Raw genomic sequence first — 24251 nt, 5'->3', positions numbered from 1 at the left:
CGTCACGTAGGTCGCGGGGTCGTCGCTGATGATGTCGTCAATGAGGGCGATTTCGCGTTGCCCCGCTACGCTGCTAACTTGTCAAAAGCCCCGCGCCGGTTGAGCACGGTAAACGCGACAACACAGATGACTGCCGACAGAATCGACCCGCACGGCGAGGCGATGCCCATGGGAAACAGCGTGTCGGAATAGGCGTTCGACAGCAGCCACGCGCCCGGCACGCGAATGAGTGCCACGGCCAGCACGTTGTGCGCAAAGCCGATGTAGCTCTTGCCATATGCAGCGAAAAAGCCGCTAAAGCAAATGTGGATACCGGCAAAGATTGCATCGAAAATGTAGCTGCGCATATAGCCGGTGCCGGCAGCGACTACTGCAGCGTCCTTGGCAAAAAAGCCAATAAACGCCGGCGCCACCATCCACATCAGCACCGTGATCAGGCAGCCGTACACCACCGAGATGGTCATGGCGTCCTTGAGCACCTGGCGCGCACGGTCGCCCTTGCCCGCGCCGGCGTTTTGCGCCGTGAGTGCACTGACGGTGGCACCCATGGAGCTCGGAACAATGAACAAAAAGCTGATCATCTTTTCGACCAGGCCCACGGCGGCGGCGTCGACGAGCCCTCGGTGGTTGGCGATGACGGTGATAAACATAAACGCCACCTGGATGCAGCCGTCCTGCACGGCCACGGGCACGCCGATCTTAAGGATGCCGCCGAGCACCTCGGGCTGGGGGCGCAGGTCGCTACGCTTAACGTGGATGTTCGTGCGGCGGCTCTTAAGCCACACGAGCGCGAGGGCAACGCTTGCCGTCTGGGCGGTTACCGTGCCGAGTGCCGCACCCACGGGGCCGAGCCCCATGTGGCCGATAAACAGAAAATCGAGCGCGATGTTGATGATGCACGCCACGCCGATCACGTACATGGGCGAGCGCGTATCGCCCAGCCCGCGAAAGATGGCCGAGAGGATGTTGTATGCGGCGATAAACGGAATGCCGACAAAGCAGATGCGCAGGTAGGCGGCGGTTCCTTCGACTGCCTCGGCTGGCGTCCCAATAAGTGCCACGATCTGCGGGCACAGTGCGAGCAGGATGGCTGCCAGCACTACCGAGACACCCATAAACAGCGTGATAGTGTTGCCGATGACGGTTTCGGCGCGATCGAAGCGGCGCGAGCCCACGGCGTGGCCGACGATAACCGTCGTTCCCATGGCCAGACCCACGAGCGTCACGGTAATGATATAGAGCGTCTGCGCGCCATTGCCCACGGCGGTGATGCCGGCGGCACCGCTAAACTGCCCCATCATGTACAGGTCGGCCATGCCGTAGAGCATCTGCAAAAAGTACGAGAGCATATAGGGCAGGGCAAAGACCGCGATGGTCTTAAGGACATTGCCGCGTGTGAGGTCGTGTTCCATAGGTGGGGCTTTCTGGCTGGGTCTGTTTCCGTACCAGTGTAGTGAAAACCCTATAACGATTGTAGAGTCAAGGTTTGTGTGTTGAGGATGGGCTTGGAAAGCCGGTCTTGTTCGAAGCGACCTGTCCTGTCGTACGGGTGTCGGCATGATTCTCTCGTGGGGTATTATGTTTTTCGAAGAATAAAACGCCGCGTGGGGGGAGGGCTGCGTGGACGGGCACGTGCAGCATGACGGTTTTGGCCGCGATATCAACTACCTGCGCATTGCCGTTACCGACAAGTGCAATTTCCGCTGCATTTACTGCATGCCGGCCGATGGCGTGGCGCCCCGTGCACACGACGAGTTACTCAGCGCCGAGGAAATCGCCCGCTTTGTGCGCTTGATGGCGGGGGAGGGCATTCGCCGCGTGCGCCTGACGGGCGGCGAGCCGCTGGTCAGCCGCCGTATTATTCCGCTTATTCGCGACATCCGCGCGATCCCTCAGATCGAGGACATCTCGCTCACCACCAACGGCGCCCTGCTGCCCAAGCTGGCGCCGCAGCTCAAAGATGCCGGGCTTAACCGCGTCAACATCTCGCTCGACACGCTCGACCCTACGCTCTTTGGAAAGATCACGCGCCTGGGTCGGCTCGAGCAGACCATGGCCGGCATCGACGTGGCGCTGGCTTGGGGCTTTGAGCCCGTTAAGGTCAACTGCGTTGTTGTGCGCCGGCTCAACCAGGATGTGGCGGCCCTCGCGCGGCTCACGCTCGACCGTCCCATCCACCTGCGCTTTATCGAATATATGCCCATCGGCGACGAGCACACGAGCTCGCATTGCGCTGTGGACCCGCATGCGCCCGCGCTCAATCCCGAGCTGTGGGACGCGAGCGATACCGTGCCGAGTGACGAGCTGCGGGCGCGCATCAATGCCGGGGCCACCGCGAGGGGACTGGGCGAGCTCGAGCCGCTCGACATCAACGACGCTCCTGCCGGCGCGGGCCCTGCGCGCTATTGGCGCTTTCCGGGCGCGGCGGGAACGGTTGGCTTCATTAGCGCCATGTCCAACCATTTTTGTGCGAATTGCAACCGTCTGCGCCTGACGGCCGATGGCAACGTGCGTCCGTGCCTGTTTAGCGATGCCGAGTATTCGGTGCGCGACGCCCTGCGCCGTGGTGATGATATGCAGGTACTTTCGATTTGGCGCGATGCCGTGGCCCACAAACCGCAGGAACACGCGATAATTGAGGGTACGCAACGATTTATGTCCCAAATCGGAGGATGATCATATGGCCAAGAGCAGGTACGCCGATGCCACCAAGGCCGCTCGCAGGGCCGCGATGTCTGCCCACAAAGCCACGGCCGCGGCGAATGCTGGCAACGCCGACGCGTCCGCGCAGCCGACTTCCAGCGCGGCCACCGAACCCGCCCGTGACGCCCGCCGCGACGAGCTGACGCACGTGGACGCCAAGGGCGAGGTGCGCATGGTCGATGTGTCCGACAAGGCCGAGACCCATCGCATCGCCATCGCCGAGGGCACCATCCTCATGCATCCCGAGACACAGGCCATGGTGCTGCAGGACCGCGCCAAAAAGGGCGACGTGCTTGCCTGCGCGCGCGTGGCAGGCATCATGGCCATCAAACGCACGAGCGACATCATTCCCATGTGCCATCCGTTGCTCATTACCAAGAGCAAGTGCGACATTGCGCCCATCGCTCCGGCGGGGACGCCGGACGAGGACGTGCCCGAGGGCTGGGCACCGGCGCGCGCGGACGGGCAGGTTGGCTTTCACGTACTGGTTACGGCCGGCGTGACGGGCAAGACGGGTATCGAGATGGAGGCCCTGACCGGCGCGAGTGCCGCGTGCCTAACGATCTATGACATGTGCAAGGCGGTTGATCGCGGTATGGAGATCGTCGACGTGCGCCTGCTGCACAAGGAGGGCGGCCGCTCGGGCGTGTGGGACCGCGCAGAGCGTCAGGCCGCTGCTGTCGAGGCCGTGGCCACTGACGGTGCCGCACCCGCGAGCGCACCCGTCGCCGTCGCGCCCGCAGCTCCGACACCGGCCGTCCCCGCGATCGCGTTTATCGGCTACCAGAACTCGGGCAAGACCACGCTCGTCGAGAAGGTTATCGCCGAGCTCACCCGTCGCGGCCTGCGCGTGGGTTCGCTCAAGCATCACGGGCACCACGGCTTTGATATCGACGTGCCCGCTAAGGATACCTGGCGCCATCACCAGGCCGGATCCAAGCACGTGGGCCTCATCTGCGCCACGCGCTGGGCGGAGTACGCCGACACGCGCGAGGGGGACGAGATGCCCGCGCGCGAGCTGCTGTCGCGTTACAACGATGTCGACGTGGTGATCATCGAGGGCTACAAGACCGAGGGCTTCGACAACATCGTGGTCGCGCGCTCCGGTGTCGACCGTCTGCGTGGCAAGAGCTCGCTCGACCTGGTCGACGGCCGCACGCTGGCCCTTGCCTGCAACGAAGCCCTGGCACGTCAGGCCTTCGACGCAGGCTTTGCGACCCGAGCCATCAACATCAACGACGCCCGCGCCATCTGCGACCTTATCCAAGACCACCTTTAAGGCTTGGCGCTGAACCTACCAAAAAGGGACAGGTTTATTTTGGCAGGTTCTATCTGGGCAAACGTCATTTCCACCACAGAGGGGCCAGGCATCTTTGTGGTGGTTTTTGCTTTGGTAGATTTTTGTGACATGCCTTACAATCTACCAAGTAGTTCATGACGGGCGAAAAACGGAGAGAAGGGTCCTGATGCGTCCTTAATGTTTCATGCGGATAGATTGATTTGACAGACGGCGACGAATGTCCACCGCCCGTATTCGTATGAAACGAGGAGTCTCCGTGCTCGTATCTCTTCTCTCAAAACCTCACCCTTCGTTGTCCGCGCAGGCTAAGCACCTGGTGGCAATGCGCTTCCTCATAAATACCGGCTTTCAGACCAGCTACTTCATCGGCGTCATCGGAACGCTCACCTATGCAGACGATGCCTCGGTCGTTGCGACATCGCTGGCCGTCCTGTTTATGAACGTCTTCGTGATCCTGGGATCCTTTGCGGGTGGAGCGGCGCTTGACGCTTGGGGTCCGTGCCGGCATTTCCGGGCGAGTATCTTCGGCACGTTGGCAACCGGCGCGGCGATTATCGCCTTTGGCAGCGCGACCGGAACAGTCCTTGCCGGCGCGGTGCTCCTGGGCTTTGTGATAGGATTCGCCCAGCCCGTCGCCACGTCCTATCCGGCGTATCTCACCGACGACCCCGTCGAGCTCAAAGACATCAACTCCGCCATCACCATGTCCTCCAACGTGAGCATTATCGTCGGCCCCACGCTGGGCGGCTTTGTCGCGGCGGCTGCATCGTCACACGCGGTGTTTTTGCTCATGATGATCTTTACCGTACTGGCGCTCGTCGCCGGTTGGGGCTTTAGGCCGCAAGCAGGTCGCGTCGCCGCGCGCGAAAGTGCTCCCGCGGATAGCAGCACAACGGCAAGTACTGCCATTCAAAGCTCCGACTCCAATAAATCCACCCGCGCTACCTTCGTGACCAGCATCAAGACAGTCTTTACCAACAGCGTCCTCGCCCTGCTGTTCTGCATTATTTTCCTTTCGAACTTTGGCTATGGCGCCTTCGATCCACTGGAGTCATTCTTCTACCGTGATGTCCTGCATGTCGGTGTCGAGTGGATGGGCTGGCTCTCGTCTGCCTGCGGCGTGGGCGCGGTGCTGGGCGCCGTGGTCGCGCTCCGCTTGCCGCCGCACCTGGTCAACCTTAAGACGCTGCTTGTGGCGCTTCTGTCCGTGGGCCTGGGAAGTTTGCTCTATGTGGGGACACCGTACGTGGGCGTAGCCCTTGTCGGCCAGATTGCCCTGGGCGTGGCCTGGGGCGTCGTCAACCCGCTCCACAACACGATCGTGCAAACGACGGCCCCGCTCGAACAGCTCGGTCGCGTCAACTCGGTCATGGGCTTTGGCAACATGTTCGCCGGCGTGGCGCCGCTGGCGATTGCCCCGTGGCTGGCGGCGACGTTTGGCGTGCAGCAGACGCTCATCGGGGCGGGTATGGTCGTGACGGCGGTTCCCGCGGCACTGCTGCTGTTTGGACGCCGGCATTTGGATCGTGCCGCAAAGCAGTAAAAACCATCACAACATTCGATGAAAATCGCGATTTTGCCGAATAACGTCGAATGTTGTGATGGTTTGCGCCCCGGGTCATGCCATCCTGCGGATCCGGCCACCACAAAGGGCGCAGTTCACAGGCACCTTTGTGGCGGTTTTCGCTATGGACGGTGCGGTTTCGCTGCAGAACCGCCGGCCCGCCGCCTGCCAACCGCCGCCCTCGTTACGTTTTCGCTGCATTTGGGTAAAGCGCCTGCTCCAAGCCGGCGTTGCCTTGTATACTAGAGCGGTATATAGGTCGAGCATAAAACCGCAGGTAGAACGCTTGCATAAAGGTTTTGCGTCCTAACTTGTCCTTAATGGTACCTAACTAATTTCCAAATAATGCGTTGTCCAGCGTCTCGATGAACAGCTCATGGTCTGGTTTGTCGTAATGCTTGCCGAGAATATTTTTTGCTGAGTGACCCATCATTTTGTCAACCATCTGGGCGGGAATGCCGTACTTCCAAAGCATAGCGGTTGCCCATGAGTTGCGTAGGCTGGTCATGGTCAGATAGCGCATATCGCCTAGCGATTCCTTCCACCTCTCGGCGATGGATGAACGGTTCATGGGATAGCCTGTGCCGTTGTCGCAGATGTATAGTTCATCGTCCTGCTTGCGCTGCTCGATTATCTCGGAAAGGCGCAGGCTCCACGGTGGCGGTACGATCACTGGCCGGTAGCTGTCAACGGTTTTCAGCGGATCGAACTCACCGCGCTGGGCGAATTGGCGGTGGAGGTCGTAGATAGCGTATGTGCGTCCGTGGTACTGCTGGAACGTTATATCTTCAACTGCCGCTGCAACTGCTTCACCGACACGGCATGAGCCTTTAGCCATGAGGATTACGGTTCCCTCTATGCGGTTGCCGCGTAAGGCTTCAAGGATGCTGTCCATCTCGTCAACTTTGTATACCTCTAGCCCTCCATCGCCTACGCGCTTCTTCTTGCGTGGCATCTTGTATTTAACGTCTGCGAACTTGATACCGTCCACGCCGTGCAGCTTCGCGCAATTGACTAGGTTGAGCACGACCAGCTGTGACATGTGCGCCTGCGATGGCGTGAATCCGTTGAGCCAGCGTTGGTATTCCTCCACATCCACTTTGTTCATTTGGGTGGACGACCATCGCGGCGATACCTTTGAGCGCCATGCGCTGCGGTAGTTGACAATTGTATTTTTCGATATTTCGCCAGATTCGAGCTTTTCGGTTAGTTCCGGAAGGCACCATTCGTCCCAGCATTGTGCGAACGTTGGGCACGGCACTACGCGCTCATTTGGCGGCAGGTGATGGAGTTGCCAAAGGCGGCGCAACTCATCGTCAGCTTCGCGCGATGTGCAGGGATAGAGCGTTTTAGATCTGCGTACGCGATTGAGCCCGTCCCACTCGCACCATCTGATGCGCCATTTGTTCTTGTCGATTTTGGTTTTGGTTCCCCATGATGCACGTGGCATAATGAACCTATTCCCTTCTAATTGTAGGTTTGCAGGAAGGGCGGCGCTCCACTGGTCTTGGCGGGTTGGTGGGGCGCTTTTTTGATGGCTATACGCGGGTTATCGGCACGGTAACGTCCGTATCCCCGAGCTTCGCAATTATCTCCTGCGTGGAGTCGGGAACTTGGAAGAACACAGCTTCACGATCTGTCTGCCCCTTATTGGCGAGCATGTACCCGGCGAGCGCGTCGCCGTAGCCCTTATAGTCATACCCCGAGCTGAACGGAGTCACCGACACGCCGTCAGGTGTGGTGAAGTCGATTCCGGCTTGGTTGTACTCGAACCCATCGTTGCCGTTCGGGTCTTTCACGCTCTCGTTGCCAACAATGAGCATGAGGGCACATACCACGTTGCCGTCCGCTATCCCTTCTGAGCCGCCCTGATATTTCTGCGTGAGCGACTGGGACGCATCGCACCCCTCTACAGTTATGGTGAGCTTGCCGAGATTCGATTTGACTTCAACGGCATCGCCAACGTTCGCGGTCTTTCGGACTGCCTTCTTTTTGGCCTTGGGCTTCTTTTCCTGTTTCGCAGAGCCGGACGGCTCCTGTCCGCTCGTCCCGCATCCTGCAAGACCGATTGCTCCTGCCGCCACCGTCGCAATGAACGCCCTTCTGCTGAGTTCCATCTACTCCATCTCCTTTGATTTTGCGATTTGGTCTTCAAGCTCGCAGAAATCATCAACGGTCATATCGAGAGACTTGATAATAACCAGGGCTTTTTGCCAAGTCGGTTCTTTAACTTTTCCGTTAAGAAGACGAGACAGATATGGAGATGTGACTTCATCTGATGCAATATCCACTGCCCTTAAGTTCTTTGCTTTCATTACGGCTTTTAGGGTTTCGGTGAATGCCATGAGACCCTCCTTCTGTCGTCCCTGAATTGTACTAAATACAAAAAAAATTGCCAATAGGCAAAAAATCTTCTTGCAAAGTTGTCAATTAACAACTAACTTATGAGTTGCCAATTGACAACACGAAAGGAGGTTAGCCAATGGACAAGATTACAGAGAAGGTCGGAGGATGGTTGCAAAAGTCCGGCAACACCAAGAAAAAGATGGCTGCCGAACTTGGGATTACTCCAGATTCACTGACCAACAAACTCACGGGAGAGACCCCGTGGCTTTGGAACGAAGTTAGAACTATCGCACTAATTATCGGATGCAAAGTTTCTGACTTTTGCTAGCCAACCACTTATTTACCAACTGCGTTTCGCACGCGCCGCACTGGCGAATCACGAACCTCTCTACGTGAACAATGCCTCCTGCGATCGGGCCAACCACACTCGCCAGTACGGTGCGAGCGGGACGCAAAGGGAGATAGCGCCCCTTGAGAACCGCATAGAGCCTTTGCCGATGCCCTGCAAGGTGTCGGAAGGAAGGACAGCGTAATACGCGAGTCTAGCCGGAGCTGGCTAGGCGAAACCAAGATTCCAGCCCACGGGCTGGCGGTAAGCGTGGAGAGCCGTAGCGCGGTAGGAAATGACCGCGTATCCCACGCATCCCATATCAAAGCCCCAGCGTCACGTGGTGCGTATCCGCTAATCAAGTCATCGTAAATCTCGATTAGTTCTCAGTCCGCCTATAAGCAAATCAGGATACGTACCGCATTGCGCTGGGGCGCACTTATAGAACCGCGAACGCGGTACTGCCGTGTCATAAGGAAATTTGTATAGCCCCTTTTGATTGTGTACCTAGGCAGTATCGCGCTGGCGGCTCTAGGAGGTGAAGCATGGAAGAGATCCAAAGCCGAGCGCTGCAATTCGCTATAGCCGCCGGGCTTAAACCGCAAATGGCGTACACAGTCCGTCAGACGGCGCTCTATTCGGGCGTGCCGCGATCCACCTTGTATGCGGAGCACAAGGCGGGACGCCTGAAGTTCAAGACCTACGGAAAGCGCAACGCGCTAATCAGCGTGAACGAGTTCGACCGCTGGATGAATGAAAACTAAAAAAGCCGTTCCACGGGCTACCAACACGGGAAACGGCTCAAGACCCGAAAGAAAGGAGGTCTCAAATGGATTATATCAGCACGCTGGCGCTGGCGGCATTCGATATGGTCAGTGGATGGTGGGGCAGGAAGAGCGAGCGGACACAAAGCGCTATATGCGCCGCCGTCCTGCTCATACTGTTCATCATCGCTGGGAAAATCGAGGGCACCGCGCCGAGCGGCATGTACTACTAGGAGGGTCATGTCGTTTTTCGGATGGACTGCGGAGCAGAGGGGCGGCGTTTGGTACGCCCGTAAGTTGATGGACGGCGGCAATTACGGATCCACTGGCGCGGTATGGGTGCGCAAGGCTATTACCGGTCTCGGACGTGACGCTACCAAGCGCGATGCCGAGCGCGGAATCATGCGCATGTACCGCGCGGGGGTGCTGAACTAATGCCGAAGCGCACGAAGAACTATCGTGTTGATTCTGTGGAACGTGCGCGAGTTGTTAAGCGTGCTCGTAACAAGTCCACCTACTTTTGGCGCGATGCCGAGGACAGGTATATATCCCAGCACCGCACCGATGGATACGTGCTTATTTCCGAAGGTCTAAAGGGCATGGGCTACTACCGAAGCCCAGAAGCCGTGAGGATGCACGCCTACAGGTGCCTGAAGTTCCCGCTAAGCAAATACCCCGAGAGCGGCGTGCGCAAGTGCGTCGAGTGCGGATGCTATGACGCTCGACCCGGCACGGTGGCTGGCAGGGCTGGCTTTTGCCCCACCTGCTGGACGAAGCGCAAGGCACAGGCTATGCGCGAGGGGAGAAGCGAACGAGCCGCAGAATCGGAATATCAGCGCGAAAAGAAGAAGCGAAGGAAACGGGACGAATAGCCCCAACGAAAGGAAGATAAATGAAAGTCTATGTCGTGAGCCAAGGCTACACGCCCATTGGCGTTTTCAAGAACAGGGAGACGGCGCTTGCCGTGAGCAAGGGAGCGAACGGAGCCCTTTTCGGCGGCGAGGACGATTGCCACGTGCATGAGTTCCCCGTGGTGGAGGAATCATCCATCTTGTTAGGCCAGTCTCTTTGCAAGGCGGTTAACGATGCCGAACGTGAGTAACGAGGAGCGCTTGGCTGTCATCACCGCTTTCGGCAAGGCCGTTAAGCAGGCAGAGAAACAGGTACGCGAGGAAGTCGATGCGCAGATGCGCGATGACTTCATGTCATTTGGAGTCACCCAGAAGCAGCTCACCGTGAACGGTCAGAAGGTCGGTACGATCTCGGCGCGAATGAGCAAGCCTAAAGTCGGGCATTTCCCATCCATCGCCAACGCGCAGGAGTTCGTTGAGTGGCTTCGCACGTCCGATGGTGGATTAGATACGCTCAATCGCCTTGTCACCGTCAAGCCAGATTTGGTTCTGGACGCCGCCGTTGCCGATGGAGAGTTGCCAGATGGATGTGAGATGGTAGAGCGTTTCGAGCCGCCTATGATGACAGGCACGACCGTTCGAGTACAGACGCAAAAGGTGGTCGAAGCCCTGGGGAACAACCTCGGTGCTGCCGCTGCCGCGCTGCTTACTGGAGAGGTGGAGTAGATGGGCACAGCAATTCTTGTCCTAGGCAAGTCAGGCTCAGGCAAGTCAACATCCTTGCGCAACTTCTCGCCAGACGAGGTTGGCATTTTCAATGTCCTCGGTAAGCCTTTGCCGTTCCGTGGCGGGGCTAAGTTCCCGCAGGCGAACCGTCCCGTGTACCGCCAAATCATTGACACCATGCGCAAGAATAACCTGCGCTGCTACGTGGTGGACGATTCAACCTTCCTCATGCAAAACGAGAACTTCAATCGTGCCCGCGAGAAGGGCTACGACAAGTTCACTGAAATGGCACTCCACTTCCAGCAGCTAATCAGCGCAGCGATCAGCACAGACCAAGACACAATCGTTTATTTTCTCCACCACGTGGACGAGGACGCGAACGGCAACGAAAAGGTCATGACCGTCGGCAAGATGCTTGACGAGAAGTGGAACATTGCGGGCGCATGTCCAGTGGTTATCGACTGTGTTGTCGAGGACGGCAACCACGTGTTCGTGACCGAGAACAACGGTCGAAATCTTGCAAAGGCCCCGATGGGGAGCTTGCCGGAGAAGATGGACAACGACCTTAAAGCGGTAGACACCGCTCTCAGGGAGTACTGGGGCATGAAGCCCATCAAGGATGAACAAGAGACGAAAGGAACAGAGCAGTAATGCGTCAACTCAACCTCAATTCCATCAAGGCCAAGGCCGAGGGCGAATTTAAGAACATCACCCCAGGCGCGTATGCGTGCATCATCACTGAGGTCACGGACAACGAGGAAAAGGAATATCTCGATGTCCTGTTCGACATTCAGGTAGGCGAGTTCGAGGGCTATTACTCTTCGGACTTCTACAAGGACAAGCCGTGGGCGCACCACATGATCTTGTCCTACAAGGAAAAGGCGCTGCCCATTTTCAAGGGTCGCATGGAGGCCATCACCGAGTGCAACACGGGTTTCGATGCCGTTGCCGCGCTCGATGCCGGACAGTACAAGATGCTTGAGGGCAAGGTCATCGGTATCGTTTTCCGAGAGGAAGAGTATTTCGACAAGAAAACGTCCGAGTTCAAGCTGGGCGGCGCTCGCGCTTTCCGCTTCTGTACCACCAAGGACATTCAGGATGGCAAGAACGCCAACCCCAAGCCCAAGATGCTCGACCACGCTGGCAAGATTGATGCGCTCAAGCGTGCGGGTATCAACGATGCCGAGGAATGGCTGGACGAGTACGAGAACAATAACATTGCGTCCACGCTTGCCCCGCTTAACCCAACGAGCGTTTCCACGGCTACAGACGATGACATTCCGTTCTAATGCTCATTGTCGATAGTCGTCAAAAAGCTGGCAAGCATGTAACAAAGAACAAATGGTGGATGGAGCACGGGGTTCCGCTGGTCACTATGAAACTCGATTTCGGAGACTATCAGCGCCCCGGCTCCAACATATCCATCGACACCAAGAACAGCATCCAAGAGCTTGTCATGGATGTTGGAAGAGACCACGCGCGTTTCGTGCGTGAGTGCGAGAGGGCGGCGGCTGCTGGCTACCGCCTTCTTGTTTTGGTTGAATCGAACGAGAAATACAACGACCCTGCCCAGCTCGAAAGATGGGTATCGGACGTGTGCAAGCGCTGCCGCATGTGCTCCACCCCTAGAGAGAGTGGACGGAGGTGCAGGCGCGGCTCACGACCGATGCACGGGCAAACGCTCGTTAAGATTCTCGCAACGTTGGAAAAGAAATACGGCGTGAGGTTCGAGTTCACATCGAAGCGGAACTGCGCCAAGCGCATTTGCGAGGTATTGGGCATTGAATACCAATGAGTATGTACCGCCGTGCGCTCGCGCGGCACTCGATTACATAGACAAGGGACTTGCCGTTATCCCGCTGAAAGTTAGGGATAAAGTCCCGGCAACACAGCACGGGAGCGCCGATTACTCGGACAACCCCGAGCAGGTTCAGGTGTGGTGGGGTTTCGGGAAGTACAAGGGGTTTGAGACCTCAGACCCAGATTACAACGTTGGCATCGTTTGTGGCAAAGCGTCCTACGGGTTGATCGTAATAGACCTGGACGTTCACGGAAAAGCCAACGGTCTTGAAACGCTGCGCAACTGGGAGGTAGAGCACGGCGAGCTGCCCGAGACGTGGACGCAAATCACTGGCTCAGGCGGCAAGCAGATGTTCTACCGCACCTCACGCGAGATTAGAAACTCGGCTGGCGGCGCTCTAGGCGTAGACGTTCGCGGAGAGGGCGGGTACGTGGTTGCTCCTCCGTCACTCCACCCATGCGGCGATTACTACGAATGGAGCGTTTCGCCAGATGATTGTGAGCTGGCGCAAGCAGACGATAGGGTTTATTCCTTTATCGACCACGTGCGTCAAAGCAACAATGGCGGCGAACATCATGAACGTTTCGTTCTTGATGATGTGATTACGGTCAACCGCAACGATACGTTGTTTAGGTACGCCAGCTCGCTACGTTCGCGCGGCTGCAACTCGATGGAGATCAACAGCATACTGCACACAGTAAACTCCACTAGAGTCCAGCCTCCACTGGACGAGCGCGAGCTAATGAAAATCATAGGTTCTGTATGCCGCTATGAGCAGGGCAACAAGTACTCGCATCCCGTGGGTGATACCAAGCCAATGTCCACAGCGGGGGAGGGGGAGGTTGAAAAAACCGGCGTCAGCATATTTGACCGACCAGTTGAGCCTGCTAGCCGCATCAAGGATGAGACAGTGGACGCGATCAAGAACATCCTACTCAATCTCGACGAGGTGCGCGAGTACATCAAGTTCAACAAGTTCGACTCAAGACTGCACGTCCTAGGGCGATGCATCCCGGACGTTCAGTTCGAGCGCCCGCACGTCATGGAGCAGAGCGAATCGGTGAACCTTCGAGCTGTACTTGAACGCGATTACGGCGTTCGCAACAAGCAGAAGTTCGAGGATGCTTTAGTCGGTTTCGGTGGCGTTGACGGTCAGCGCTACAACCCGATGCACGACCTGCTGGACACACTGCCCATCGTCGAGTACAAGGACGAGGAAACGGCTGGATGCACAGGAACGCCCATCCGCATCAGCGAGGACGGCGGCAAGACGTGGCGCGAATCCGCGGCGGTTGTCGGAATGCTCACCTACGAGATGCTGGAAGTGGAGCCCACGGGATACAGCATGGAGGTTGAAAAGCTCATGTTCCGTCAGCTAGTGGCGCGTGCTATGTGCCCCGGCTGCAAGGCAGACCAGATGTTTGTGTTTGTCGGAAAGCAGGGCACCGGCAAGTCCACGTTCGTAAAGCTGTTGTCACTTTCACCAGACTTCTTTGTCGAGGGCTTTTCAAACTTCGATAACGAGGATCTAAAGCGAATCAGCGGAAGGCTGGTTGTTGAGATACCAGAGCTTGACGGATTCAACGGCAAAGACAAGAACAAAATCAAGTCCATGATTACGCAGACCACGGACATATACCGTGAGAGCTACGCAAGAACGCCTGTCGAGCATCCGCGTACCGCCGTGTTCTTCGGCACGACCAATGACGGCGCGTTCCTAAATGACTCCACTGGTGGACGGCGTTTCATGCTGGTCGAGTCAAAGAAACCGATGCTTGATGCCGACCCGCGCCTATTTAACGGAGAGGGTGAGGTGATGATACGTCAGGCGTGGGCAGAAACGCTCGCGCTCTACAAGCTGTGGGGAGAGAAGAGGTTCCTGCGATCTCTCACCCTGCCGCCAGAAGTCCTAAGAGAAGCGACCGAGCATCAGCAGAAGTTCAGCGAGGAAGTCCCGTTGATTACGGCGACCAACAACTACCTTGACGAGCTGAAGACAAAGGGCATAACGCGCGTCAACGTCCGCATGGTGTTTATTGATGGTTTGGGTTACTCGGACTACCAATTCACCAACACCAAGCGGTTCATGCAACAACAAGTGACGATGGCTTTGGATAATAACCCTGAGTGGAAACGCATTGAAAAGGCCCGCGTGAGGGGGTACGGAATATCCCGCGCATGGGAACTTTGTTGCCCAACATCGTAGGGCAACACATAAGGCAACATCTAGGGCAACATACAAAATCGCAGGTAGACATATGTTTTTTGGCGTTTTGTTGCCCTGTTGCCATTGCTTTACTCGGAATCAGCTAAAGCTATCAAAAATAAAGTTATATTTTATATTTATAGGGCAACACTTTTGGGCAACACATAACCAATAAACCGCAGGTAGATGCCAATTTTTATCTCAAAAAAACGTGTTGCCCACCGTTTTTCGAGTAACAAACAGCAACAACCAAATAGAAAAGGAGTTCGCATGAGCAAGTATGCGAAGTACGCATCATGGCTGGCGAAAGCGATTATCGCCGTTGCCGCCGTGGCTAATTTCGTGATGTATTTCAAGACTCTTGAAAACGTGTACTCGGCGATGTTCGGTTCTAGCGTTGCATTGCTTCTAGCCTTGGTAGCAATTGACGAACTGCTTGAGCTGAAAAAGCGAATCGGATTTATCGAGAACAGACAAAGCCTTATCGAGACTCGCCAGTACGATTTCGTGTCAGCAAAATGGTTTTTAGAGTTCGAGAAGGATGTTTACAACAGGTTGAACGATTGCAAAAAGCACGTGGACAATCTCACCAAGACGCTTAACGGTGATGAGTGATGCAGGACTACCAATCGCTTGCACTGAGCTATGCAGAAGAGCTATCAGATCTAAAGCGCCGAAACGCGAACCTAGAGCGCCATTGCCGAGGGCTCGAATCGAAGTTATCCAAGACGCGCGACCGCATGAAGATGTACCGCGAGCGATGCCGAGCGTGGGAGAGGGCGTTGGATAGGGTGGACAAACTGTACCATTCGTTCCTAGCGCATGGAACAGACCGAACAAGCATGGCTAATGCTTACGGAGTTGCGGTATGCGCGGCGCACATTCGTGACGAGGTAGCGCATACCTATCCGAGCGCCGATTGCGCGGAGCTACGCATCAAGGTTCTCAACCGTGCCCCTTCCCCAGAGGTGGACAAAACCGAATAACCGATTTTCAGCGCGTATAAGGCGTGGTTTTGGCTTTACCCTAGACAGTATAGGGTCGAGCGATTATCGCGCCTTCAGCGCTGGATGAGCAAGCGATAACGGCAAATATAGCGAACTGAGAAAGGATACCGAATGACCGTTGAGCTACCGAAAGACGCTGAGGGGCGCGAGATTCCGCTAGATACCGAAGTGCTGTACGACAAGGAAGGAAAACGTAGGGAAGTCGATTGGTACACGTTCTATCCAGACAAAGACATATGGGATGTTGTTCTTGCAGATAGCAGTGCACATTTTTCACCGCATAACCTTAGCCTAACCCCGCCCGACAGCTGGAAGAAGCTGCTTGATGATTTGGGCAGAGGCGCTGACGCGCTAAATTACGAATCCTGCGCCTATTTTGGCAAAAGTGCGTGCGACTGCTCATCGTGCATCGCCGATAAAGGCAAAACATGCGAAAGGGTTGTCATGCGCGACATTGCACTCCGTATCCGTAAGCTGCGGGGTGAGGACTGATGAAGCGAGAAGAGGACAACGGAGATCGCATCAGACCAGGCGACGTGTACGAGTACAGCTGCAGCAATGACCAAGGCTACGGTTACATGATTCCAGTCAAAACTTCCAGCGGATGGGATTTTATCGACACTTACCAGCTTGATATTCCATTTCGTAAAGACGGCGAGACCGGTGATGACGCATCCATCAGGCGAATCATCGAGCTTGGCCACGGCGAGCATGATGGATATGTAAGCAGATCAACGTCGATGTTCTACCACCGAAACGCGTACCTCAAGAAAACTGCTGTACCTTATGGTTTGCGGTTGGCGTTTAATCTCAACGACTATGACGCGACGTCATCACGTAAATGCGAGGACTACGACGATAGCGACGTCGTGTATTACGTTCCGCTTTACAGGGAACAGCACTACAGCTGGAACTTCGGCAGGGCTATCGGACTGTGCTTCGTTAGAAAAGGTGCGGAGAAGAATCGCGTCAACGAGTTCCGAAGCCTATTGAGAGAAGCCTCCGGCTCGATTGTCACGCCTTATGCGGGGAATGCGGCCTCCCTTTTGAGCAGAATAGAGAAGAAGCTCCGCGAACTTGAGGACTTGGGGCTATCGACGCAGAGGTACAAGGACGATGTTTCCTATCTCGCAAAACGCATCGAGATAATCGGCAGATGCACCAAGGAACTCGAAAAAGTCGACATGGAGCGCATAGCTCAACGCTGTGATTTGGGCAGCAAGGAGGACTGATGGATGAAATCAAGCTGAAACCATGCCAGTTCTGCGGCGGCAAGGCGAAAGTCTTAAACGACTACTCGGTCGGCTTTGAAGCCTATTACGCTTGGTGCGAGAACTGCCGTTCTTCATCATCAATTTATGACGACAAAACAGATGCTGTTGAAGCATGGAACAGGAGGACGAATGATTACCTATGAAAAGAAGCACGAGGTAGCTCAAAAGCTGTGCGCACTTGATATGTCTGATATCGAGGTTGACGGGTGCATCATTGACTCGCCTAAGTACGTAGGGCTTCTACTTATGCGCATGCTCGACGCCGCGTGCGACTACCGTGACGGGCTGCACTACTTCCCAGGGTTCTTCTCCGCGCAGGCGGTTGTCGAGCTGTTCGCAGACCTAATCGACCGCCCGACGTGCGAGATGACTGAATGCTCAATCGACCATGGTTCGCGCTCGTGGGGGATGCGCTGCTCGCGTTGCGGCACTGAGTTCGAGCACGAGAAGCCGGTTTACGGTTGGCGCTATTGCCCAAATTGCGGCGCTGAGGTGGAAGATGAAGTCTAAGTTCACCCCAGAAGAGCTACGCGAGCGCCGATACCGCCAGTACTGGGAATCGCTAGCAAGGAGAGGGTTGGCAACCGTATGCCCAGTGTGCGGACGATACACGAAATGCAAGTCAGGGTTTTTCCGACAATGCAGCAAGAAGGTGATGAACCGTGCCGTATGACAACGCTGGCTACCGCGATCACTGCTACAAATGCAGCAATTTCGCGCTTGACGAAGAGCGCACGAAACTCATGCGCGAGATATACGGCAGATACATGCCAAAAGTCTATTACTGCAAGAAGTTGCATATCGTTGTCGACCCTCTCGACTCACCGAACAACCCGTCAAGCGCGGCGGCAGGATGCCACAGCTTCGAGAAAGCCCAGATTGGAAGGTAGAGCATGACCAACCACGAACCACCGAGCGGCTACAACCTTCCGCCCGGATGCTTTGAGCACGACATTGATGCTTATTTTGGCGAGGGTAAGACAACGTGCGCAGAGTGCAAAGCCATGGTTGAGTTCTGCTGTGACTATGGCATTTGCGACCGTGAATATTGCCGAGCGCGAGATGCCGAGTTCGGTAGTTCTGATTCACAGACAAATTCATCTATTTATGATGTGGCCGAATGGGCGTTGCTGTGGATGCCAGAACACATGCGCGATATGCAAAGCGTTGCCTGCGAATACTTTGAATAAGAAAGGAACCCAACAAATGAATATCACCAAGCGTAGGGTCGCGTTCGTAGCGGCCCTTGTCGTATCCGTACTGGCTATCGTCACGGTGTGTACGGAGGACTAGATGAAAGTCTCACCCAACATTCAAATGATTCAAGCCGTGTTCGATAACACGGAACTTAGACCGTCATATGCTCATGGCGTGGAGGACGCTGGTTGCGATCTAAAGGCCAACATCGCCGAACCGCTCATTATCGACCCGTGGAAGTCTGCATGGGTCGGCACGGGCGTGCATCTTGCTATTCCCCAAGGCATGTTCGCATTGCAGGCACCGCGCTCAGGTCTTAGTTGCAACCACGGCTTAACGCTTGCCAACTCACCCGGCATCATCGACCCCGGTTTTCGCGGTGAGGTCAAGTGCAAGCTGGTCAACCTGAGCGATGAGCCCTACACGGTGAGACCGTTCGAGCGTATCGCACAGTTAGTTTTCATACCGATATTCAACGTCGTGTTCGCGGAAGTGGACAACCTGCCAGAAAGCTCGCGCGGCGACAGCGGATACGGTTCATCGGGGAGGTTTTGATGCCTAACAAGGTAGGAGAGCGCTGCGCCACGTGCAAGTTCGCAAAGAACCCGCACACGACAAAGAGCGCAGTTGTCGAGGTCAAGTACCTGACGTGTTGGCGCAACCTGCCGCACGAGTGCAAGCCATGGAACAGATGCAATTTCTGGGAACCAAAGGAGGTAGAGCAATGAGCGACCATCAAGAGATTATCGATCCAATCAAGAAGATGTTCGAAGAAAGAGGTATCGAAGAGCACAAAGTTGAGGTTTCGGCTGATAAAACCGAAGATGTTGTCGATTTGGTGCAAAGCCAAAACGGAGAAGCCAACGACCCTAGCGAAGCAGTGGCACGCAATAAGGCCGTCCGCGCTATCGGTTTCCTGGAAGGTTTCGGTGCGCTTTTGTGGACGCAGGTAGGGCCCAATCTATCGGACGAAGAAGTAGCGGAGTTTGAGAAGCGCGTTGCCGATATCGCAGCGTATATCGGTTTGCCGCCACGTGAGGTGGATGCAGAATGAGCGGAACGAAAAGCCCCAAGACACTAAAAGCAATGGAGCTACTGAAAGACCAGAGCTTGACCACCAAGCAGGTAGCCATGAGGTCTGGTGTAAGTGAGCGCCACGTTCGCAGGTTGCGTAATCAGATGGAGGTAAAGAAGTGACTAACACAAAGAGAATGAAAGCTATCTGCACGAGAGCAGAAGTTTCTCGCACCATCGTGAAGTACACGAACATCAGCGCCATTCGAGAAGAAGAATACGTTGATGCATTGCTTGAGGTGAGTGTTGACGATGGTAACGCATCGCTTGATATGCGATTTCCTATCAACGATGCCCCCAGAATCGGCGATACGTTCATTATCGAGGTAACGCCATGCAAGTAATGGGAGTTGAGCTGGAGGACGATTCAAGCAAGGTTCTCACATACGATTCCGACTGTCCCATCCATTATCTCGGTGACGGCTATATCACGTGTTCCCGCGCCATGCGCTCAGCTATGACTAGGTGGAGGGACGAGTTCGACCACTCGGCAATCATCGTCTGGTGGTGGTGCTGTGCCTTTAAGTACGTCTGGCGCTGCTTGTCAAAAGGTCAGGCGCTATCCGATATCGACAAGGCCATTGATTGCCTGCAAAAGCTGCGCAAGGAGGTGGAGCCGATATGCTCAAGTCATTCAAGCACAACCCAACGCTAGAAGCTATGCTCTCGTTCGCGGGATGGCAAGGTGGCTTTAGCGAATCTGACAAGCGTGCCATGGCTGAATCATTGAATACGATCCGAACGGCTCTCGTTCAGCCATTCGGAGCTAACGCAGATGCAAAACGGAGCGATTCCAAGTGCGTAACTGACGTTGAGTTCGACCGCGCCGTGATGGTGGTTCTGTCTACTGCGCTCACAATGTGGCTATCTGGCGCACTCGATACCGTGCAATGCGTAGGCGATGCCGAATGAAGACCACTGGATACACCGTCACCCGCTCGGATGGAGTTACCTACCAATCCATCGCGGCTGCTGCTCGCGCAAACCATATCGCCGAGTCCACGATGCAAAGGTACATAAATAATGGGACGAAGAGTTATCTAGGCTTCTCGTTCCGCATAACCGGCAAATCGAAGACGAAGCGCGAGCGCCTGAGCAAGCCAGTTATCTGTCCCATGTGCGGACGAAACACCTATTGCGTATCTGGGTTTTGCCAGTACTGCTACCGTGAAGTGCGCTCGCTCAACCGCAAAGAGAACGCATACAAGGCTGCTAGCGTCTATGCCTAGCTCGATGTGCCCCATATGCGGCAAGCCCTACTCTGGCTCGTCGTGCCCACGATGCAAACGTGTCTCTCGTTCCTCTCGTTCGCATGGAAAGCGCTCCAAGAGCCAAGAGAAAGCCCGCAAGCAGGCTAACCCGTGGCGTTCTGAATATTCCAAATCGGAATACAAGACAGCCCGTCAAATCGCAATACAGCGGTCAGGTGGACGTTGCGCGGCGTGCGGCAAGGTGTGCGCCAAGCGTCGCGGTTCGTCCTGGATACTAACAGGCGCGGGAGTGCATCATATCCTCCCACTCTCACAGGGTGGAGGGAATGGATCCGACAACCTCGTGCTGCTTTGCGTCTCGTGCCACAACCGAATTGATGCCGCCAGACGTGCGGCGGGAAGGTAGGAAGATGGTAGTTATTCTCGCCTTGCTGGCGATACTAATGCTGATTGAGCTAGTGGTCGCGGCGTGTGTCGCTATCGCGATCATCAAAGATATATTCGACAATCTATAGTCGATGAAAACAAATCGCCCCCGCAGCGCTGCGCTACGGGGGCTTTTCTCGTTTATGGTCTTCTCGTTCGTACATTGTTGTCTACTTAGGAGGCTCGATGATATAGCGCGTCTCGTTCGTATCGCGGTCAATCAGCGCCACATCCAGACCGTACACGTTTGCGATCAGCGCCACGGTTCCGATGGACGGCTCTCGTTTACGTTGCGCGTTGGATACATACGTTGGGTTTCGGTTTGCCGCTGCGCTTGCCTCTCGGCGCGTTATGGTGCCGTCTTCAACCATTGTGCAGACAATCTCGGACTGCTCGACTCTTTTCATCATTCCTCCTATGAGCTCATGCGGCGCTTCTTGGTCTTCGGTAGCGTTCCTTCGCGTTTGCAGCGGTTGTAGACGTCGAGCGCCCACCATCCCCACGCGTCAGCCCAGACTTCTGCGTTCTCGTCCATGCGTAGCAGTCCTGCTACGACCTCGCGCTCGATCTCGCCGCTCCACGTGAGTTCTGGGTCTTCAAACTGCTTATGTTGCAGCAGGAACCCGAACGGATGGGTGGATGGGTCAACCACCACTAGCGACTGGTCGAGCTTGTCTGGCACCTCGAATATCTCGAATGGTGTGCCCTCCAGGTCTGTGTAGCGTGCCACGCCTTTTTGTGTGGTCATGGCTACTCGACCTGCTTGCCGTGGTAGTGGCGCTCGCCGTCAACGACGGTATAGACTTCGCCATTGAAGACCTCGACCGTGATTACACGGTTGACGAACTCGCCACGCGCGAGGTCATAAGACGTGCGGCATACCTCGGCGCTCTCGCCGTTGCGCATCCCGTCCGCTACCGCGATCGCTGCTTCTGCGTCGTTGCTGATGGTGCGAATCTCGTAGGTGCGCACGTGGCCGTCCTGCTGATTGAGCTTTACCAACATGGTTAGTCCTTTCTCGTTTGCGAATGGCATACAGTTTAGCCTTTCGCGTTGCTGATATTTCGCCGTTCCGGTAAACGGTGCGTCTACTCTTCCTCGTCTTCCTCGCCGAAAATGTTTGAAGTGTACTCTTGCCCAGTAATAACGCTCCTGCTTACGGTCAATTCCATTCCAAGAGCTCGGCTAATCCAGCGCGAGGCATCCCTCATGTTGCCGTCTGCGATGCACGCGATGGCAAGCGCGAACGCTTCTGTGCCCCACATGTGGCCAGTCTTCCTGTCCTCGTGCTCGGCGTGGCTGATGTAATCGTCCCAGAGGTCAAAGTTGCTGCCGTAGAAGACAACCTCGCCCTTGTCGTTCTTAATCGTGGTGTACATGTCTGACCTTTCTCTCGTAAACGGTGCGGCAGTCTGCCAACTCGTTACAAGTTGGCAGCGTGCCGGATCGTCTAGTGCCTATTGCTCCTCTCGTTAATCTTTTCGTATGCCATGTAGTAACCGTATGCAAAGCCGACAGCCATAAGACCAAAGGTCATAAGCACGATCTGCCATGCCTGGTATGTCAAGGTATCGAAGAGTCCAACGCCCATTATTCTTCCTCGTCCTCGTCCTCGTCCTCGTCCTCAGGGAAGAAAATATCGTCGCACTCGAACCAGACAAGATCGTTAATATCAGTCTCGGTAATGTCCTCGTTGTACTCAAACTCTTCGGCGATCCGCTCGAAAACCTGCTCGCGCTGCTCGTTAGTTGCGTCGTTCATGCGATCGCGTGCGCCTGCCCAAAACTCAAAGTTGTCGAGGTCTTGGGTGACTTTGTAAGTGATGGTATAGTTGCTCATGGTCTTAGTCCTTTCTCACTTTGACCTATGCCCGGCGCTTTGGTTGGTAGCTCGCGCCGGGCGTTTTTTATGTCTCTCGCTCGTCACTTGTAAAGACCTATGCAGCCTTTGGCGACTTCCTCTTTGCCCGGTTAAGGTCTAGCAGCTCTGCCAGGTACTCGAACGGGAGTGATGGATCGTAGTAGCTGATTCCGGCGCTCTCGACCTTTACCGCTTTACCGTGCTCTACCTTGATGATGCAGTCCGGCAGGCCGTCGGCGCTGGGGGAGTCTGGATAGCGGTCAATCAATATCGCGCTCTCGATAGGCTCGAAGCAATGGAGCCATTCGGTCGGGTCGCCCTTCTCATCCCAAGCAGTTGCAACCCTGCTGTTAATCCTGCACCACGTGCCGCTCGGCTGGTGGTAGTAGGCATCGGTGGCCCTGCGATACTTCGAGCGCTGGAAGCCCCAACGAGTTTTGAGACACTCGACTTCGCTACCTACGATCTGGCTACCGTCATCGGCTACCTCGACCGTTGGAAGAGTACGGCGTCGGTAGTAGTACGTGCCGCTCTTGGTGAGCTTGAACGTCCTTGCCATTGCTTGACCTCCTTAATCGAGAATAGTTGAACGGTAGGAATAGGCGACCTCGACATAAAGCAGACCGTCATCACTGAGACGCTGGACGTCGGTCTCAAGTGCAACCTTCGTTGCCTTTCCGTCTGCGAACTGCTTGACAGCTTCGTTAATGGTCTCGACGTAGCGGATAAACCATCCGTCACAGTTGTAGAGCGCGAACAAAGGACGCTCAACCTCGTAAAGCTCACCGGTCAATTCGTCCTCAGCTTCGATGCTGTCGCCGGTTGCAATGGCGATATCGACAAGCTCGCCAAAGGTTGCAGCCGAACTAAAGACGTTGCTGTTCTTGATCTTGTACATTGCTTTACCTTCCTGCTGTTGGTGTTGTCCGTTCGGACTTGACGACTAACAGTGTGCGCTAGTCCGAACGGACTTGCAATAGTTTTTCTAAAATATTTTGTACGTTCGGACATTCTCGCAGGTAGACAGCCATAAAAAACTTTTTCGCCACGACAAAGCCAAGTACAAAGCAGGCCAGATCGTAAAGCTCCTGGCATCGACAAAGCAGCGCCGAAGCCTAAGCAGATCGTAAAGCGCCAGGCGCTACTAGTGCCGAAGCGCCGGAGCGAAGCAAAGCAGATCGCACCGAAGCCGAAGCGCAAAATCGCCGAAGCCTAGGCAGATAGTAAGCAGCCAGGCATTACAAGACCGGATCGCCGGAGCCGATCAAGACCGAAGCCAGATCGCAACCACTGGGCAAAGCAAAGCCAAGCCAGACAAAACGCCGGCCCTGCCAGATCGCAACGAAGCGAAGCCAGCAAAGAGCCAAGCCATCCAAGCAAAGCCAAAGCCCCAGGCATAAGCAAAGCACCAGCTAATTGAAGGTATTTACAAGTGACGAAGCGGCCTTCGTTACTAGATACGAGACCAAAACGTTAACAAGTCAACATATGTTGATGCGAAAAGACCATGCTGATACCCCAGGGGGGAGGGGGGAGGGGGTCAAATCACGACACCACCACTGGCTACCCAGCGCGGCCCCTCTCATTTTTTTATGCGCACGAAATTGGAACCG

38 protein-coding genes are annotated in these 24251 nt (G+C 55.6%); 26 read left to right on the top strand and 12 right to left on the bottom strand.

Going from position 1 to position 24251, the window contains the following annotated elements:
• Positions 1-65 precede the first annotated feature (65 nt).
• Complete coding sequence (locus tag ACTNBB_RS00800) at positions 66-1412, bottom strand: MATE family efflux transporter (RefSeq protein ID WP_441056486.1); 1347 nt, start codon at positions 1410-1412, stop codon at positions 66-68.
• Positions 1413-1620: 208 nt separating this feature from the next.
• Between ACTNBB_RS00800 and moaA the strand changes: the two genes are divergently transcribed.
• From moaA to ACTNBB_RS00785, 3 genes are all read left to right on the top strand, one after another.
• Positions 1621-2676, top strand: a complete 1056-nt coding sequence (gene moaA, locus ACTNBB_RS00795) for a GTP 3',8-cyclase MoaA (RefSeq protein ID WP_441056487.1) — start codon at positions 1621-1623, stop codon at positions 2674-2676.
• A 4-nt stretch (positions 2677-2680) separates the two neighbouring features.
• A complete protein-coding gene (mobB, locus tag ACTNBB_RS00790; protein WP_441056488.1) occupies positions 2681-3982 on the top strand; it encodes a molybdopterin-guanine dinucleotide biosynthesis protein B in 1302 nt (433 codons plus the stop codon).
• A 277-nt stretch (positions 3983-4259) separates the two neighbouring features.
• Complete coding sequence (locus ACTNBB_RS00785; protein WP_441056489.1) at positions 4260-5546, top strand: MFS transporter; 1287 nt, start codon at positions 4260-4262, stop codon at positions 5544-5546.
• Positions 5547-5898: 352 nt separating this feature from the next.
• On the opposite strand, the gene ACTNBB_RS00780 is transcribed toward ACTNBB_RS00785, so the two are convergent.
• The 3 genes from ACTNBB_RS00780 to ACTNBB_RS00770 form a co-directional block, all read right to left on the bottom strand.
• Positions 5899-7017 carry a tyrosine-type recombinase/integrase gene (locus ACTNBB_RS00780; RefSeq protein WP_441056490.1) on the bottom strand — a complete coding sequence of 373 codons (1119 nt, stop codon included), beginning with the start codon at positions 7015-7017 and terminating at the stop codon, positions 5899-5901.
• An 88-nt stretch (positions 7018-7105) separates the two neighbouring features.
• Positions 7106-7684 (bottom strand): hypothetical protein, encoded by a 579-nt coding sequence (locus tag ACTNBB_RS00775; RefSeq protein WP_441070992.1) that lies wholly within the window; start codon positions 7682-7684, stop codon positions 7106-7108.
• Positions 7685-7912: a helix-turn-helix domain-containing protein gene (locus ACTNBB_RS00770; protein WP_441070990.1), complete on the bottom strand. Its 228-nt coding sequence runs from the start codon at positions 7910-7912 to the stop codon at positions 7685-7687.
• 137 nt (positions 7913-8049) lie between these two features.
• Here ACTNBB_RS00770 and ACTNBB_RS00765 point away from each other — a divergent pair, with 137 nt between their 5' ends.
• The 23 genes from ACTNBB_RS00765 to ACTNBB_RS00655 all read left to right on the top strand — a co-directional run bounded on the left by ACTNBB_RS00765 (position 8050) and on the right by ACTNBB_RS00655 (position 20758).
• Positions 8050-8241: a helix-turn-helix domain-containing protein gene (locus ACTNBB_RS00765; RefSeq protein ID WP_427748242.1), complete on the top strand. Its 192-nt coding sequence runs from the start codon at positions 8050-8052 to the stop codon at positions 8239-8241.
• 545 nt (positions 8242-8786) lie between these two features.
• A complete protein-coding gene (locus ACTNBB_RS00760; RefSeq protein ID WP_441070988.1) occupies positions 8787-9005 on the top strand; it encodes a helix-turn-helix domain-containing protein in 219 nt (72 codons plus the stop codon).
• Positions 9006-9070: 65 nt separating this feature from the next.
• Positions 9071-9238: a hypothetical protein gene (locus ACTNBB_RS00755; RefSeq protein WP_441056494.1), complete on the top strand. Its 168-nt coding sequence runs from the start codon at positions 9071-9073 to the stop codon at positions 9236-9238.
• Positions 9239-9245: 7 nt separating this feature from the next.
• The gene (locus tag ACTNBB_RS00750) at positions 9246-9440 is read left to right on the top strand and encodes a hypothetical protein (protein ID WP_441056495.1); all 195 of its coding nucleotides are present in this window, start codon (positions 9246-9248) and stop codon (positions 9438-9440) included.
• Positions 9440-9877 carry a hypothetical protein gene (locus ACTNBB_RS00745; protein ID WP_441070986.1) on the top strand — a complete coding sequence of 146 codons (438 nt, stop codon included), beginning with the start codon at positions 9440-9442 and terminating at the stop codon, positions 9875-9877. The genes ACTNBB_RS00750 and ACTNBB_RS00745 overlap by 1 nt, the downstream gene beginning before the upstream one ends.
• 20 nt (positions 9878-9897) lie before the next feature.
• Complete coding sequence (locus tag ACTNBB_RS00740; RefSeq protein ID WP_441070984.1) at positions 9898-10107, top strand: hypothetical protein; 210 nt, start codon at positions 9898-9900, stop codon at positions 10105-10107.
• A gap of 10 nt (positions 10108-10117) precedes the next feature.
• Positions 10118-10582, top strand: coding sequence for a hypothetical protein (locus ACTNBB_RS00735; protein WP_441070982.1), 465 nt, complete (start codon positions 10118-10120; stop codon positions 10580-10582).
• Positions 10583-11233, top strand: a complete 651-nt coding sequence (locus ACTNBB_RS00730) for a hypothetical protein (RefSeq protein WP_441070980.1) — start codon at positions 10583-10585, stop codon at positions 11231-11233.
• Positions 11233-11871: a hypothetical protein gene (locus ACTNBB_RS00725; RefSeq protein WP_441070978.1), complete on the top strand. Its 639-nt coding sequence runs from the start codon at positions 11233-11235 to the stop codon at positions 11869-11871. The genes ACTNBB_RS00730 and ACTNBB_RS00725 overlap by 1 nt, the downstream gene beginning before the upstream one ends.
• Positions 11871-12377: a hypothetical protein gene (locus ACTNBB_RS00720; protein ID WP_432316481.1), complete on the top strand. Its 507-nt coding sequence runs from the start codon at positions 11871-11873 to the stop codon at positions 12375-12377. Before ACTNBB_RS00725 ends, ACTNBB_RS00720 begins: the two co-directional genes overlap by 1 nt.
• Positions 12364-14589, top strand: coding sequence for a VapE domain-containing protein (locus ACTNBB_RS00715; protein WP_441070976.1), 2226 nt, complete (start codon positions 12364-12366; stop codon positions 14587-14589). The genes ACTNBB_RS00720 and ACTNBB_RS00715 overlap by 14 nt, the downstream gene beginning before the upstream one ends.
• 270 nt (positions 14590-14859) lie before the next feature.
• Complete coding sequence (locus ACTNBB_RS00710) at positions 14860-15204, top strand: hypothetical protein (protein WP_441070974.1); 345 nt, start codon at positions 14860-14862, stop codon at positions 15202-15204.
• Positions 15205-15707: 503 nt separating this feature from the next.
• Positions 15708-16088 carry a hypothetical protein gene (locus ACTNBB_RS00705; protein ID WP_441070973.1) on the top strand — a complete coding sequence of 127 codons (381 nt, stop codon included), beginning with the start codon at positions 15708-15710 and terminating at the stop codon, positions 16086-16088.
• Positions 16088-16828 carry a hypothetical protein gene (locus ACTNBB_RS00700; protein ID WP_441070971.1) on the top strand — a complete coding sequence of 247 codons (741 nt, stop codon included), beginning with the start codon at positions 16088-16090 and terminating at the stop codon, positions 16826-16828. Before ACTNBB_RS00705 ends, ACTNBB_RS00700 begins: the two co-directional genes overlap by 1 nt.
• Complete coding sequence (locus ACTNBB_RS00695) at positions 16828-17013, top strand: Lar family restriction alleviation protein (RefSeq protein WP_441070969.1); 186 nt, start codon at positions 16828-16830, stop codon at positions 17011-17013. Before ACTNBB_RS00700 ends, ACTNBB_RS00695 begins: the two co-directional genes overlap by 1 nt.
• A complete protein-coding gene (locus ACTNBB_RS00690; protein ID WP_441070967.1) occupies positions 17000-17380 on the top strand; it encodes a hypothetical protein in 381 nt (126 codons plus the stop codon). The genes ACTNBB_RS00695 and ACTNBB_RS00690 overlap by 14 nt, the downstream gene beginning before the upstream one ends.
• Positions 17381-17763: 383 nt before the next feature.
• On the top strand, positions 17764-18060 hold the full coding sequence (locus ACTNBB_RS00685) for a hypothetical protein (RefSeq protein WP_441056511.1): 297 nt from the start codon (positions 17764-17766) through the stop codon (positions 18058-18060).
• Between the two features lie 103 nt (positions 18061-18163).
• Positions 18164-18622: a dUTP diphosphatase gene (gene dut, locus ACTNBB_RS00680; RefSeq protein ID WP_441056512.1), complete on the top strand. Its 459-nt coding sequence runs from the start codon at positions 18164-18166 to the stop codon at positions 18620-18622.
• 169 nt (positions 18623-18791) lie between these two features.
• A complete protein-coding gene (locus tag ACTNBB_RS00675) occupies positions 18792-19121 on the top strand; it encodes a hypothetical protein (protein WP_441070965.1) in 330 nt (109 codons plus the stop codon).
• A 139-nt stretch (positions 19122-19260) separates the two neighbouring features.
• Entirely contained in the window at positions 19261-19485 is a 225-nt protein-coding gene (locus ACTNBB_RS00670; protein ID WP_441070964.1) for a hypothetical protein, read from the top strand.
• A complete protein-coding gene (locus tag ACTNBB_RS00665; RefSeq protein WP_441056515.1) occupies positions 19476-19796 on the top strand; it encodes a hypothetical protein in 321 nt (106 codons plus the stop codon). Before ACTNBB_RS00670 ends, ACTNBB_RS00665 begins: the two co-directional genes overlap by 10 nt.
• A 253-nt stretch (positions 19797-20049) precedes the next feature.
• Positions 20050-20370 (top strand): hypothetical protein, encoded by a 321-nt coding sequence (locus tag ACTNBB_RS00660; protein WP_441056516.1) that lies wholly within the window; start codon positions 20050-20052, stop codon positions 20368-20370.
• Complete coding sequence (locus tag ACTNBB_RS00655) at positions 20363-20758, top strand: HNH endonuclease (RefSeq protein ID WP_441070962.1); 396 nt, start codon at positions 20363-20365, stop codon at positions 20756-20758. Before ACTNBB_RS00660 ends, ACTNBB_RS00655 begins: the two co-directional genes overlap by 8 nt.
• Positions 20759-20948: 190 nt before the next feature.
• Here ACTNBB_RS00655 and ACTNBB_RS00650 read toward each other — a convergent pair whose 3' ends face one another.
• From ACTNBB_RS00650 to ACTNBB_RS00615, 8 genes are all read right to left on the bottom strand, one after another.
• On the bottom strand, positions 20949-21185 hold the full coding sequence (locus ACTNBB_RS00650; RefSeq protein WP_441056517.1) for a hypothetical protein: 237 nt from the start codon (positions 21183-21185) through the stop codon (positions 20949-20951).
• Positions 21186-21193: 8 nt separating this feature from the next.
• A complete protein-coding gene (locus ACTNBB_RS00645) occupies positions 21194-21526 on the bottom strand; it encodes a hypothetical protein (RefSeq protein WP_441056518.1) in 333 nt (110 codons plus the stop codon).
• A gap of 2 nt (positions 21527-21528) precedes the next feature.
• Positions 21529-21783 carry a hypothetical protein gene (locus ACTNBB_RS00640; RefSeq protein WP_441056519.1) on the bottom strand — a complete coding sequence of 85 codons (255 nt, stop codon included), beginning with the start codon at positions 21781-21783 and terminating at the stop codon, positions 21529-21531.
• 83 nt (positions 21784-21866) lie between these two features.
• Positions 21867-22157 carry a hypothetical protein gene (locus tag ACTNBB_RS00635; protein ID WP_441056520.1) on the bottom strand — a complete coding sequence of 97 codons (291 nt, stop codon included), beginning with the start codon at positions 22155-22157 and terminating at the stop codon, positions 21867-21869.
• Positions 22158-22228: 71 nt separating this feature from the next.
• On the bottom strand, positions 22229-22369 hold the full coding sequence (locus ACTNBB_RS00630; protein WP_441056521.1) for a hypothetical protein: 141 nt from the start codon (positions 22367-22369) through the stop codon (positions 22229-22231).
• Positions 22369-22617 carry a hypothetical protein gene (locus ACTNBB_RS00625; protein WP_441056522.1) on the bottom strand — a complete coding sequence of 83 codons (249 nt, stop codon included), beginning with the start codon at positions 22615-22617 and terminating at the stop codon, positions 22369-22371. The genes ACTNBB_RS00630 and ACTNBB_RS00625 overlap by 1 nt, the downstream gene beginning before the upstream one ends.
• Before the next feature lie 97 nt (positions 22618-22714).
• A complete protein-coding gene (locus ACTNBB_RS00620; protein WP_441056523.1) occupies positions 22715-23197 on the bottom strand; it encodes a hypothetical protein in 483 nt (160 codons plus the stop codon).
• A 12-nt stretch (positions 23198-23209) separates the two neighbouring features.
• On the bottom strand, positions 23210-23536 hold the full coding sequence (locus ACTNBB_RS00615) for a hypothetical protein (RefSeq protein WP_441056524.1): 327 nt from the start codon (positions 23534-23536) through the stop codon (positions 23210-23212).
• Between the last annotated feature and the right edge of the window lie 715 nt (positions 23537-24251).

Source organism: Collinsella sp. HCP28S3_B9 (genome assembly GCF_052066095.1).
GTDB lineage: Bacteria > Actinomycetota > Coriobacteriia > Coriobacteriales > Coriobacteriaceae > Collinsella.
The sequence above is the reverse complement of the archived record's forward strand: the minus strand, read 5'-3'. Positions and strand labels throughout refer to the sequence as shown.